A 12923-nucleotide genomic window follows, 5' to 3' on the forward strand; every position below is an offset into this window, starting at 1 on the left:
TTTCACTTCCTCTCATGAGAGTTATTCCCTTCACCGGCTTGGTCAGTCTCAGGAATTTGAGAATCATGTTCAACCTTAATCATAATGACTTTATCATCCTCTAACAGCAAAGTATCCCCCGACGGAACAATGGTTCCGCTTCCCTTCCGCTGTACCATGATGATGAGACGGTCAATGGGCAGTTTCAGTTCTTTAACATGCTTGTTTCCCCATTGATGCCCCCTTGGAATGGTGAATTCAATGAGATCCTGTCCGCTTTGATCAAAGTGGGTTTCACCGCCTATGATAATTACGTCATTTTCCTCTATGGTCATTGGCCCTCTGGGGACAATGGTTTTGCCATCCCGCTCAATCTTTGCCACAATAAAATTAAATTGAAGATTTAAATCCTTTACCTGAGTGCCGACCAGACTGCTGCCGGAAGGAATTTTTGTTTCCAGAAAACCGATTTCCGCTTTGTCCTGATAATAGTTAAAGGTCTGTAAAACCGTATCGCTGGGATCAAGCATATCCCACCGTTTTGCCAAAGGCGGCATCAAAGAGCCTTGAATCAGGGAAGACAGGACGCAGATACCAAATACAATATGATAGATATCGACTGAAATAGCAGCTTTGCTGTTCACAGCCATAATCGCAAAGGCAATGGCAGCACCGCCGCGAATCCCTGCCAGCGAAATCATGTTTAACTGATTGCGTTTTAAGTGAAACGGAAGCATAAGGCCGTAAATACTCACCGGACGGGCAATAACAGTCATAAACACCATAATTGCAAGGGCCAATGGAAATGCTTCAATAAATTTTGTAAAGTCAGACAGCAGACCCAGAATGAAAAACAGACCGATCTGCATGATTTCCGTAAAGCCGTCAAAGAAAAAGACGATGTCACGCTTTCCCCGGAATTCCATATTTCCAAGATAAATGCCCAGGATATAGAGAGCCAGATAACCGTTGCCCCCTAACATACCAGTTGCGGAATAGGTAATAAGCATGGCAGAAGCCATAAAGACCGCATGAAGGCCGTCTGCCTGGAACTGAAGATTTTTAAGCAGTTTCCCAACACCGAATGCAAAGGCAAAGCCCAAAGCAATTCCGATGGCCACCTGGGATAAAAGCAGAATCGGAATGGATACTTTAGAGCCTATGATTACGGACAAAAACACCATGGTCATGGTATAAGCTGTCGGGTCATTGGAGCCGCTTTCCAGCTCCAGCAGTGACGCCGTGTTAAACTTCAAATTCAGATTTTTAGAACGCAGAATATTTGAAACACTGGCAAAGTCCGTGGAGCCTACAACGGAACCAATGAGCATACCCTCTAATAATTCCAGCCCCAGAACAAAATGGCAGAATAAGCCGGTCACCAGTGCAGTGGCAACAACCCCCAGGGAGCTGAGTATAATCGCTTCCTTTGCTACCGGCTTAGCCATCTTCCAACTGGTGCCAAAACCGCCGTAAAACATGATGACCATAAGCGCAACAGTGGCAAAGCTGTCCGCAAACTCAAAATCTTCAAATTCAAAGCCCCCCATACCAAAGGCCATGCCCAGAACAATAAACAACAGCAGTGCAGGTATGCCATGCTTATTGGAAAAACGGATTGCAAAGAGTGCAAGGATTAAGATGATACCGATAATTAAATAATGCATATATACTCCTCTCTGTCATAAATTTTGCTTTTTTGTCCTTCATTTTTATAGGACAAAAACTACATTAATACTATACTACTTAATTATACTTGTCAATTGGTTTTTATGTAAACAAAATTAACAGGGCAGAGGTCCCAAAAGCCCTCTGCCCTGTCTTCTAACATTATATGACATAATTATCAATATATTCGTCCTTTTTCGCCAAATCTGCAATGGTTATCCCGTCAAAATAATCATTGACCAGCTTGCTCAAGCCTTCCCACATCTGTAATGTCTGACAGTAAGAAGCCCTGTCACAGTTGTTGACCTCCCCTTCCAGACAGGAAACAGGAGCAAGGGAACCTTCCGTAAGCCTTAAAATGCTGCCTACCGTATAATCTTCCGGATCTCTGGCCAGCTTATAGCCGCCGCCCTTTCCCCTCAGGGATATCAGAAGATTATTCTTGCTTAATATGGACACAATGGATTCCAAATATTTTTCCGATATTTCCTGACGCTCCGCAATATCCATCAAGGTAATGAATTCCCCGTTATTATGTTCAGCCAAATCTATCATAAGCCTGATGGCATAGCGGCCTTTTGTTGAAATTTTCATAAGACGTAACCTCCGTACCTATAATTTACCACAAGGTTAGTATGTTTATCAAGCACTATTTACAAGTAAAAAGACCGAAAACCCGGCTTATATAAGAATTTTATTATGTTTCCAAATCGTACCGGTCAAGGAAATGATGGACGGCTCCCTTTTTCTTATATGCAATGATCGTATCCAGATTTACGTTCTCCACGCTTTTAAAGATATTGCCTTCAATATATGGATTGACCTCTTTCAACTGCCTGATCAGATCCTTGATTTCCGTCCTTTTGGAAACAGCACTTCCGTCCACCCGGCAGGAAGTACAGGTATCCGTAAACCGGCAGGCGCACTGGATGAAATAGAGGCTGTTATAATCCCTCCATTTCTTAATATCATCCTCCCGGATCAGGTACATGGGCCGGATCAGCTCCATCCCTTCAAAATTAGTGCTGTGAAGCTTAGGCATCATGGTCTGGATCTGAGCCCCGTACATCATGCCCATAAGTATGGTTTCAATCACATCGTCATAGTGATGTCCAAGGGCAATCTTGTTGCACCCCAGCTCCTTAGCCTTATTGTATAGATGTCCCCGCCTCATTCTGGCGCATAAGTAACAGGGAGACTTCTCCACATCATAGACCGCCTCAAATATATCGGACTCAAAGACTGTGATTGGGATGTTCATCAGCTTTGCATTGTTTTCAATCACCTGACGGTTGGTTTCATTATACCCCGGGTCCATAACAAGGAATACCAGGTCAAAGGAAAACTTATTATGCCGTCTCAGCTCCTGAAACAGCTTTGCCATCACCATGGAATCCTTTCCGCCGGATATACAGACAGCGATCTTATCGTTTTCCTTCACCAGCTCATACTGGTTGATGGCCTTTGTAAAACGGCTGAATAACTGCTTGTGGAATTTCTTCCGGATGCTCTTTTCAATGTTTTCCAGCCTCTCGCTTCCCTGGTCCTCTTTCTCCATAGCACCAAGGAGCCACTGGCCGTAGCCGCCTTCCAAATGATAAACGTCATAGCCCCGTTCGAGGAGAGCCTCTGCCGCCTCTTCGCTGACAATTCCCTTTAAACAATACAGGATGATCTTCTTGTCCATGGGAAGGGAATTCTCCCTATTTAACAGCGCTTCCATCTCTATATTAACAGACCCTGGTATGAATCCATGGCTGTAAGAGGACTGATCTCTTACATCCACCAGCATATAATCCTTGGGGTCCATTTCCTTCATCTCTTCCAGTGTCAGACTGAGCCTGCGTCCGTCAGACATAGGATCACCTCCGTTCATGTTCTGTCCGGGATAAATCCTTAATCACTTCCCCGGCTATAATAAGCCCTGCCACCGAAGGCACAAAGGCCACGCTTCCGGGAATATCCCTCCGGTCCGTGCACTTGTGCTGCGCTCCCGGCGGACAGATGCAGTTGGTTCTGCAGCTGATGGACATATCCTCCAAAGGCCTTACAGGCTTTTCCGTAGAATACACCACCTTAAGCTTTTTCACTCCCCGCTTTTTCAGCTCTCTTCTCATCACCTTTGCAAGAGGGCACATGGTGGTTTTATAAATATCCGCCACCTGAAACTTAGTAGGGTCCAGCTTATTTCCCGCTCCCATGCAGCTTATAACCGGAACTCCGGCTTCCTTTGCCCGCATGATCAGCTCCAGCTTTGCAGTCACCGTATCCACTGCGTCCACCACATAATCATAATTTTTAAAATCAAAATCATCGGCATTTTCCGGCAGATAAAAGCACTGGTGCATCTCTACTTCTGCCTTGGGATTGATCTCCAGAATCCTGTCCTTCATCACTTCCACCTTATACTTGCCTACGGTCTTTCTGGTGGCTATAAGCTGCCTGTTTAAATTGGTCAGGCACACCTTATCATCATCTACCAAAACAAAGGAGCCCACACCGCTTCTTACCAGGGCCTCCACTACATATCCGCCCACACCGCCGATGCCAAAGACAGCCACTTTGGCATTTGCCAGCCTGTCCATGGATTCCTCTCCCAGCAGCATCTGGGTTCTTGAAAATTGATTTAACAATGGAATTCTACCTCTTTCTCAAATTTGTATCCTGATGACTCAAAGGGATATGCCTGCATATCCAATTGACTCACAAACTTAAGGTTGAAAGAAGCTTTTCTTTCAACCTTGCATACTAATCATTATACTTCGAAATGCCTGTTTGGGCAATTCATTTTTACAGGAAAAATGCCTTCCTTATTTTACCTTTAAATACAATCCCCGCTCTTCCTTCTGCATGCGCATTTCAATCGCTTTTATGATATTGTTTGCGTCCCCGAAAAAGCTGCCTTTTTCTCCGAGAATTTTAAACTTTGTATTGTATTTCTCCTTGAAATTTGTAAACAAAGCCAGCAGGTTTCCCATTTCCTTCTGATAATCACCGGCCATGGTCACAAGGGAAGGATCGCTGGACTTTTTAAATGCAGGATAGAGATACTGATCCTCAGAAGATAAGTGTATGTTCAGCTTTCCAGCCAAAGAGCTGATATGTAAGGCGATTTCCGAAGCCGTCTGCTCCAGATCTCCGCTTTTGCACAGTGTTTTAATGATTTCCAGTTCTTCTCTGATCCTGTCATGCTGAACCATATAATTTTTTAATTCCATATCAATGACCTCTCTTTTGTATTAATCATGTAACAGACAAAACGGCCTGCTTCAAACAGACCGTTTTATTTCAGTTATTTCACCTTTTCACGAATCCAGGTTTCATATTTATTCTGCACGCCGTCTTCTCTTGCCTGCTTTTCAAAGGCTTCTGTCTCTGTATCTACAGCCTTCAGTATATCCTCAGAAAGCTCCCGTGCTGCAAAGGTATAGGCAACACCGTCTTCCTTTTCAATATGGCGCTTCAACAGTGCGCCGTAGCCTATTGCATTGGAAATGATGTCCAGCTTAGGCTCTGTTCCCGGATTCTTCTCGTATTCATCAATGGCCTTTTCAAGCTCGGAAAGATGAAGCCGTCCTAAGTCATGTTCCACAAGCATACCGTTGCGGATCAGCTTATCTGCAACCGGGCCCATGTTCTCTAACATAACACGGAATAAAATCTTTTCCTCTTTGCCGTGGTGGTGCTTATCGGCGTAATTTCTTCCGAATTCAATACATTCCCGCAAAAGAGGACCGTCTACCGGCTCTCCCTCTAAAATCCCGGCACAGATTTTTCTCATAAAGCCGGTGAAAGCCAAAATATTCTCATGCTCTTTTACCAATAAGTCTATTCCATTCATACGCGTCTCCTCAATTCATATGACTGATCCTGGACCTGTCCAAACTCCACAGATGTACCTTCAAAAATTCCTCTGATCAGCGCTTCTCTTAAGGCATAATAGTTGCTTACATCTCCATTTACCTGCTGCCAGTAAGAGCCATGGATATCCTGTGTCTGTCTCCAAACCAGCTTATCCTCTGTTTCCTCTGTCAGCGCATTGACTCTGTCACAAGGCATACCGTTTAACAAGGTATTTTCCAGATATTCATAGGCGCTTTTGACGGTAAGCTCTCCGTTTACAGAAAGCTTTCTTCCGAATTCACTGATGGCAGCTTCGATCTCAGCCAGCCTGTCCGGATTTTCCTTCACCAGTTCTGTAACCGCATAGGCCATTCTGCCTTCCACAAGGCTGACCTTTTCCTGAAGCCAGCCGTGGATATTTCCTGTGTCAATTAAGTCCTCCAGATTTCCCTCAGGAAATGCTCCGTACTGTTCATCTGCCTTGGCTCTCAAACCCTGGCTGTATCCTTTTTCCTCTGCAAGGTCTAAAATTACGTCAACCATTGCGTTCTGGATTTGTATTTTGTTGTATAACCAATTGTGTATCGGTCCTAAAAATGCGCTCATTTTATTCCCCTTATCTTACTGATTTAATTTTTCCAAAACTGTTTCTGCATCAATTCCGTGTACCATACATGCCTCTGCTAAAGTTTCCATCTGGGAAGACGGGCAGCCAAGACAATGCATGCCGATGCTCATTAAAACCTCTGCTGAATCGGGGTTGATTCTTAAAATTTCTCCAATGGTCATTTCTCTTGTTATCATATAATGTTCCTCCTGTTTTCTATTAAGATTATTTATAAAGTTTAAAATTTTCTTACTTGCCTTTCTGATAAGATTATAATATAATAATTACATCTTTTCTGTTGTTATTACAACATTTTGAAAAATAATTTGAAAGGATGGATAAAAATGGATCATTTTTTGCCGGTATTAAAAAAATCAAGCCTGTTTTCCGGAGTCAGCCAGGAAGAAATACAGGGCATGCTGAAATGTCTTTCAGCCCGGACAAAACATTATAAAAAAGAAGAATTTATTATAAGAAGCGGGGATTACATCCGTTCCATCGGAATGGTTCTCTCCGGGACCGCCCTGATCATCCAGGAGGATTTCTGGGGCAGGCGGACCATCATTTCCGAAGTGACGCCCGGCTTTATCTTTGCGGAGACATACGCCTGCCTGGCTTCTATTCCCATAGAAATGAGCGTGGTCGCTGATTCAGAATGCGACGTGGTATTTCTGGACTACAATAAAATCATGACCGTATGCACCTCGGCATGCACCTACCACACCAAGCTGGTGCAGAATTTCCTGACGGCCATTGCAGGAAAAAACATGGCCCTGACAAAGAAGATGCAGCACATGTCCCAGAAGACGATCAGAGAAAAGCTGCTCTCCTACCTTTCCACCGAATCCTTAAAAAGCGGGGCCTCTTCTTTCGATATCCCCTTTAACAGACAGCAGCTTGCAGACTATCTTTCCATAGACCGCAGCGCCCTGTCAAATGAGCTGAGCAAGCTCCAGGCGGAAGGACTTCTCAACTATAAGAAAAACCGTTTTACCCTGATGGAATGACCTCCTGCAAATGGAGGTCATTCCATTTTTTTACAAACCTCTTGACAAAGTCATAATAAGTTGCTATTATGTTCATTAATTTACAATAATTAATATTTTTGAACAAGAGGAGGCTCTATGCAGGCAATTATCCTGGCAGCCGGAATGGGACGGCGTTTGAAAAAGCGAACTGAAAACCAGCCTAAATGTATGGTCCATGTAAATGGAATTCCCATGATTGAGCGCATGTTAAAACAGCTTGATCAATACCAACTGAACCGGATCATTCTGGTGACCGGACACAAGGGAAAAGAGCTGCAGGCTTTTGTCTCCTCCCTTTCCATACATACGCCCATTGTCTATATTGACAATCCTGTCTACAAGACTACAAACAATATTTATTCCCTCTATCTGGCAAAGGAATGTCTGCTGATGGATGACACCATTTTACTGGAATCCGATCTGATTTTCGAGCAGGAAGTGATCACTCAGATCATAAGCCATCCCTATCCTAATCTGGCTCTTGTGGCCCATTTTGAAAGCTGGATGGATGGAACCGTAGTTCTGCTGGATGAGCAGGACAATATTATGAAATTCCTTACAAGGAAAGATTTCCGGTTTGAGGATATTCATTCTTATTATAAGACTGTCAACATCTATAAATTCAGCCGTGATTTTTCTGCCACCCACTATGTGCCCTTTTTGGAAGCATACAGCAAAGCCTTAGGAAACAACGAATATTATGAACAGGTTTTAAAAGTCATTTCCCTTCTGGATGACCATGATTTAAAAGCTACCAGACTGGAAAACGGATTCTGGTATGAAATTGATGATGAACAGGATCTGGATATTGCGGAGTCCATCTTTACGGATTCCCAGAGCCGCTTTTCCCGTCTGTCGGGACGTTACGGAGGCTATTGGCGCTATCCCGGACTTCTGGATTTTTGTTACCTGGTCAATCCTTATTTTCCCAACAGCCGTTTTATGGGAGAAATAAAAGCCAGCTTTGAAGAACTTGTTACCAGTTATCCTTCGGGCCTGGATATTAACAACCTGCTGGCTGCAAAATCCCTGGGCCTGGACCCAGACAAGGTGCTGACAGGAAACGGAGCGGCCGAACTGATCAGGCCCCTGCTTGGAAGCTTTAAAAATGCCGTAGGAATCCTGCGCCCTTCTTTTGAAGAGTATGGAAACTGTACGGAAAACCCAATATTTTTTCATATCCCTTCTTCCGATTTCACTTACAGGGCAAAGGACATTATGGATTTTTATGGGGATAAGGAACTGGATGCCCTGGTTCTTGTCAATCCGGATAATCCTACAGGCAATTATATCCCTAAACAGGAGGTTCTATCCCTTGCAGAATACTGCAGGGCAAGGAACACAGTTTTGATCCTGGATGAATCTTTCATTGACTTTTCTTCTGCTGAAGAATCGCCGTCACTTATGACCCAGGAAATATTGGATGAATTTGAGAATCTGGTTCTGATTAAAAGCATTTCAAAGTCATACGGAGTTCCCGGATTGAGGTTAGGTATTCTCACCTGCAGCAATCCCCAAATTATAAACCTGGTCCGTGAGGAACTTCCTCTTTGGAACATCAACTCCCTGGCAGAATACTTTTTACAGATATTTGAAAAATACCAGCGGGATTATTGGGAAGCGCTGAAACGCTTTCAGGAAACAAGAAAAGACTTATACCAAATGCTCAGCCCTGTCAGGCAGCTAAGACTTTACCCTTCCCAGGCCAATTTCATTATGTGTGAGATCATGGACGGCTGTTCAGCTTCCCAGATAGCAGAACTGCTGTTAAACCGGTACAATATCCTGGTCAAAGATCTATCCCATAAACCAGGAATGGAAGGACGGGAATTTATCCGCATTGCAGTCAGAACAAACGCAGACAACCAGCGTCTGGCGGATGCGCTAAAACATATATTACGTTAATCTTAAGGAGGATGAAATTATGAGCAATCAGGAAACGACACTGGAAACCTGGAAACAGATATGGACCCGGAAGGGACTGGCAGACAGCTCCGTTACGGATCTTTTGGCATATGACGGCTACGAGGCCACGAAAGTGGATATGGAAGAAGTTGCCCGCCAGATTGCCAAGCGCCTGGATATTCAAAAAAACGACAAAGTTCTGGAGGTGGGATGCGGAGCCGGAGCTCTGGCTCAATATCTGGACTGTGATTATGTTGGTATTGATTACTCCCCTACCCTGGTCCGGAAGCATATTGAAATTCTCCATAATTCAGTTCTGACCGGAGAAGCCGCAGACCTTCCCTTTAAGGATAAATCCTTTGATAAGGTCATCTGCTACGGCGTTTACCTTTATTTTGATAATAAGGAATATGCGGATAAGGCTACCAAAGAACTGCTGCGGGTCGCAAAAAAGGGAGTCCTGATCGGAGAAATTCCCATGCGTTCCCATCGGACAGAACATCTGCTGTTTAACAAGGAAGATTTTCAGGGCTGGGATATCAGTGACGGCTTTTATGACCCTTATAGAAAGGACCGTTTTAATGCGGTTTATCTCTTTTCTTAAATAATAGGACGAAAATGCGCCTTGAAACAGCTTTTAAAGCTTTTTGTCAAGACGCATTTTTTGTGTACTGTTTTCCAGCAAGTCCATTTCAAGACACCCTCTGTTTATAAATTCAGAATGTCATCTCACATCTTTCCCTTTGGGAAGGCTTACGGTAAAGCAGCTTCCCTCTTCCTCTTTGCTTTCCACCGTCACCGTGCCTCCATGGGCCGTTGCAATGGATTTTACAATAGCCAGTCCAATGCCTGCGCCTCCTGATTTCCGGTTCCTGGATTTATCAGTCCTGTAAAAACGCTCAAATACCAGAGGAAGTTCCTTTTCTGGAATCCCGATTCCCGTATCCCTCACCTTTATGATTCCAAGGTCCTTTGTCTGGGATATGGCAATTTTGATGGAACCTCCTTGCCCCGTATATTTAACGGCATTGGAAATCAGATTTGAAACCACCTGGCTTAACCGGTTCTTATCGCCTTCTATGAAAACCTTCTCCCCATCCACCGACAAGGTCAGCCCCTTCTTGGTGATTTCCCCGTTCATTGCATCAGACACGGTGCGTACCATTTCCAGCAGATCCATGGAGGATTTATTCAGATTTAAGTTTTCCCCCTCCACTTTTTCAAGCTGCTCCAAATCTGCCACCAGGGTTCCCAACCGTTTAACCTCCTCATGACAGCTTTTCAGCCGGTCTGTGGTGGGCTCCCAAAGACCTTCCACCATAGCCTCCAAATGGGACCCAAGTGCAGTCAGAGGGGTTCTCAGCTCGTGGGCCACATCTGCTGTCATCTGCTTGCGCAGATTTTCCTGATCGCTTAAAGCTCCCGATAAGTGATTGATGGCAGCGGCCAGCTCGTCAAGCTCCCGTATTCTGGTTCCGGGTTCAAATCTGATCTGATAATTGCCCTTTGATATCTGGGTTGCAATGTAAGCCGTCTTTGTCACAGGTCTGGATATCCGTCTGGCTATGAGACTTCCCACCAAAACCGAACAGATGCTGGAAAACAAGCCGATGACCAAAAGGATCTTGTTCATCACATTGATAAAATTAAAGTCAGCCTCATTCATAAAAAACGGCCCGTAATACTTGATGGAAAGGGAACCTACCCGTTTTCCGCCATGAAAAAGGTCATAAGTATTTTCCACCAGATTTACATTAGACTTACGATCCTTCATGCGGGCGGATATCTCCTCCATAATTTGTCCGCAAAGGCTCATATCATGATTTTCCGCATCCCAGACAATGGTTCCAGCCTCATCGTAAAGCTTTAAAATATATCCGTCATACAAGGCATTCATGCCAAGAGCATGGACGTACTCCGGCCTCCAGTTCCGTTTAAAGGGGTCATACTGGCTGCTGAAATCATGGACAATATTTTCCCTCCGTTCCTGGCCTAAGTTGGTAATGTACTCTTCAAATCCCCGGTTGATAAACCAGTTGGAAAGCAGGCCGATTAAGGAAATGGTGACCAGAAGGATTAAAAGAATGGACAAAGACAACTGCTTTCTTAAGCTTCTCATCCTCCATCCCCTCCGAACTTATATCCCAGGCCGGGAATGGTCAGCACATACACCGGATTTCTCGGGTCATCCTCCAGCTTTTTCCTTATGTTCTTGATGTGGCTGTCAATGGCTCTGTCATAACCTGCAAAGCCTTTGTCAAGAGCCGACTCAATCAGTTCCTCCCTGGTAAAAACCTTTCCCGGATATTTAATGAGCACAGATAAGATTTTCAGTTCGCTGGGAGTCAATGTTAAGCTTAACCCCTTTTTCCTCACTTCATTCTTTTCAAAGTCTACCATTAAATCTCCGTCCCTCCAGGAGTTCCTCTTAATCAAAGGTACCAGGTCACTTTCCGTCCGCCTGAGAACTGCTTCCACTCTGGCATACAGCTCCTTTAAGCCGAAGGGCTTTAAAATATAATCATCGGCTCCAAGTCCTAATCCCTCCACCACATCGCTTTCATCCACCCTGGCTGTCAGCATGATAATGGGAACACGGGATTTTTTCCTGATTGTCCTGCACACCTCCTGGCCGGAAATGCCGGGCATCATCAGATCTAAAATAATAAGAGAGATATTCTCCGAGTCAAATATCTCCAGGGCCTTCTGGCCGTTCTCAGCAGGAAAAGCGCGAAAACCCTTGCTTTCCAGAAGCAGACAGACTACCTCTAAAATCTTGGGCTCGTCATCCACCACCAGCACATTTTTGACGTTTTTAAGCATTTGCCACCTCCAGAATCTATGAAAGAAAAGCGAAAAGCGGGAGCCGCCTCTTTGGCGGTTCCCGTCTTCTTTTTACTCCACTACGTCGTAGCCCTGATCCTCAATTTCGGACTTAATGGTTTCAACAGATGCCTCATCAGGATCATGGTCAACCGTTACGGTTCCTGCTCCCAAATCCACGGACACACCGGATACTCCGGCAATCGCTCCTACCGCACCTGAAACTGCCTTAACGCAATGCTCACAAGACATTCCATCTACCTTTATAACTGATTTAGCCATTTTCAATTACCTCCATGATATAAATGATTGATTATTAATTATTTTAAGGAAATTAATCCAAAGAAACCGGTTTTAAAAACTTATAGGAATCTGTGCTCTTTCCGCCGTGACTGGCACCGTGAACCACAGCGTAATTCCAGCCTTCCACCTTTTCAGGATCAACTCCTGCGGCAATGAGGGGCTCAGGATTTAAAACGAATACCAAATCCTTATCCTGGGCTTCCTTGGTTGCCATATTCATTTCCAGGTCATTGGCCCATTCCACGCCGTTTCCATGACCGATGCCAACACCGTAATGGTCGCCTCCCATATGGTAGCTGACTGCGCTGCGGTGCTTTTTAACGATCTGTCCGTAAGCCTCAAGAGCTGTAGGCTCTCCATCATAGACCAATGCCTCATCTCCAAGCTTACTGCCTACCACCAGCTTCTCATCTGCTACGGTATAGCTTTCCGGAAGGCTTGCAGTATCAAGCCCTGCATCCAGAAATGGCTTTGCATCAAATTCCAGCATCACATCGTAATCAGGGCTTTTGCTGTAATCCTGGCTCCAGACAAAGCGTGCGCTTTTATCCGGGGCTGAAAGGGACCAGCCTGCATTTGCCTCATCTGCTTCCAGCTGACCGGAAGCTGCTTCTAACACCCGGCCAAAGGACCGGAAGGAACTCTGGCCGATTATATCCAGATCTCCATTTACTTTATTCAGTACAGTCACCATGATTACAGCCACTACAAGGACTGCCCCGGCGATTCCTGCAATTAATTTTGTATTATTCTTCATGCGCTCACCT

At 44.7% G+C, this 12923-nt stretch carries 15 protein-coding genes; 3 read left to right on the top strand and 12 right to left on the bottom strand.

Annotation, left to right across the window (positions count from 1 at the left end):
• Nucleotides 1-2: 2 nt before the first annotated feature.
• The 8 genes from V7M78_RS12205 to V7M78_RS12240 form a co-directional block, all read right to left on the bottom strand.
• Nucleotides 3-1646: a potassium/proton antiporter gene (locus V7M78_RS12205; RefSeq protein WP_333649873.1), complete on the bottom strand. Its 1644-nt coding sequence runs from the start codon at nucleotides 1644-1646 to the stop codon at nucleotides 3-5.
• Nucleotides 1647-1809: 163 nt separating this feature from the next.
• Entirely contained in the window at nucleotides 1810-2241 is a 432-nt protein-coding gene (locus tag V7M78_RS12210; RefSeq protein ID WP_333649875.1) for an RrF2 family transcriptional regulator, read from the bottom strand.
• Between the two features lie 103 nt (nucleotides 2242-2344).
• Nucleotides 2345-3505 (bottom strand): rhodanese-like domain-containing protein, encoded by a 1161-nt coding sequence (locus V7M78_RS12215; RefSeq protein ID WP_333649877.1) that lies wholly within the window; start codon nucleotides 3503-3505, stop codon nucleotides 2345-2347.
• A 4-nt stretch (nucleotides 3506-3509) separates the two neighbouring features.
• On the bottom strand, nucleotides 3510-4280 hold the full coding sequence (locus tag V7M78_RS12220; protein WP_333649880.1) for a tRNA threonylcarbamoyladenosine dehydratase: 771 nt from the start codon (nucleotides 4278-4280) through the stop codon (nucleotides 3510-3512).
• Nucleotides 4281-4457: 177 nt separating this feature from the next.
• Nucleotides 4458-4865, bottom strand: a complete 408-nt coding sequence (locus tag V7M78_RS12225) for a hemerythrin domain-containing protein (protein WP_333649882.1) — start codon at nucleotides 4863-4865, stop codon at nucleotides 4458-4460.
• A 74-nt stretch (nucleotides 4866-4939) separates the two neighbouring features.
• Entirely contained in the window at nucleotides 4940-5488 is a 549-nt protein-coding gene (locus tag V7M78_RS12230; protein WP_333649884.1) for a hemerythrin domain-containing protein, read from the bottom strand.
• Nucleotides 5485-6096, bottom strand: coding sequence for a hypothetical protein (locus tag V7M78_RS12235; RefSeq protein WP_333649886.1), 612 nt, complete (start codon nucleotides 6094-6096; stop codon nucleotides 5485-5487). Before V7M78_RS12235 ends, V7M78_RS12230 begins: the two co-directional genes overlap by 4 nt.
• 15 nt (nucleotides 6097-6111) lie before the next feature.
• Nucleotides 6112-6294: a DUF1858 domain-containing protein gene (locus tag V7M78_RS12240; protein ID WP_333649888.1), complete on the bottom strand. Its 183-nt coding sequence runs from the start codon at nucleotides 6292-6294 to the stop codon at nucleotides 6112-6114.
• Between the two features lie 147 nt (nucleotides 6295-6441).
• On the opposite strand from V7M78_RS12240, the gene V7M78_RS12245 reads away from it, so the two are divergent.
• From V7M78_RS12245 to V7M78_RS12255, 3 genes are all read left to right on the top strand, one after another.
• On the top strand, nucleotides 6442-7104 hold the full coding sequence (locus V7M78_RS12245) for a Crp/Fnr family transcriptional regulator (protein WP_333649890.1): 663 nt from the start codon (nucleotides 6442-6444) through the stop codon (nucleotides 7102-7104).
• 117 nt (nucleotides 7105-7221) lie between these two features.
• Nucleotides 7222-9030, top strand: coding sequence for an aminotransferase class I/II-fold pyridoxal phosphate-dependent enzyme (locus V7M78_RS12250; protein WP_333649892.1), 1809 nt, complete (start codon nucleotides 7222-7224; stop codon nucleotides 9028-9030).
• Between the two features lie 19 nt (nucleotides 9031-9049).
• On the top strand, nucleotides 9050-9634 hold the full coding sequence (locus V7M78_RS12255; RefSeq protein WP_333649894.1) for a class I SAM-dependent methyltransferase: 585 nt from the start codon (nucleotides 9050-9052) through the stop codon (nucleotides 9632-9634).
• Between the two features lie 120 nt (nucleotides 9635-9754).
• Here the strand turns inward: V7M78_RS12255 and V7M78_RS12260 are convergent, their stop codons facing one another.
• From V7M78_RS12260 to V7M78_RS12275, 4 genes are all read right to left on the bottom strand, one after another.
• On the bottom strand, nucleotides 9755-11149 hold the full coding sequence (locus V7M78_RS12260; protein ID WP_333649896.1) for a HAMP domain-containing sensor histidine kinase: 1395 nt from the start codon (nucleotides 11147-11149) through the stop codon (nucleotides 9755-9757).
• The gene (locus V7M78_RS12265; protein WP_333649898.1) at nucleotides 11146-11853 is read right to left on the bottom strand and encodes a response regulator transcription factor; all 708 of its coding nucleotides are present in this window, start codon (nucleotides 11851-11853) and stop codon (nucleotides 11146-11148) included. The genes V7M78_RS12260 and V7M78_RS12265 overlap by 4 nt, the downstream gene beginning before the upstream one ends.
• Before the next feature lie 72 nt (nucleotides 11854-11925).
• A complete protein-coding gene (gene copZ / locus V7M78_RS12270) occupies nucleotides 11926-12135 on the bottom strand; it encodes a copper chaperone CopZ (RefSeq protein ID WP_333649900.1) in 210 nt (69 codons plus the stop codon).
• A gap of 52 nt (nucleotides 12136-12187) precedes the next feature.
• Nucleotides 12188-12913, bottom strand: coding sequence for a hypothetical protein (locus V7M78_RS12275; RefSeq protein WP_333649902.1), 726 nt, complete (start codon nucleotides 12911-12913; stop codon nucleotides 12188-12190).
• Between the last annotated feature and the right edge of the window lie 10 nt (nucleotides 12914-12923).

Source organism: Lacrimispora sp. (genome assembly GCF_036758025.1).
Taxonomy (GTDB): Bacteria; Bacillota; Clostridia; order Lachnospirales; family Lachnospiraceae; genus Lacrimispora.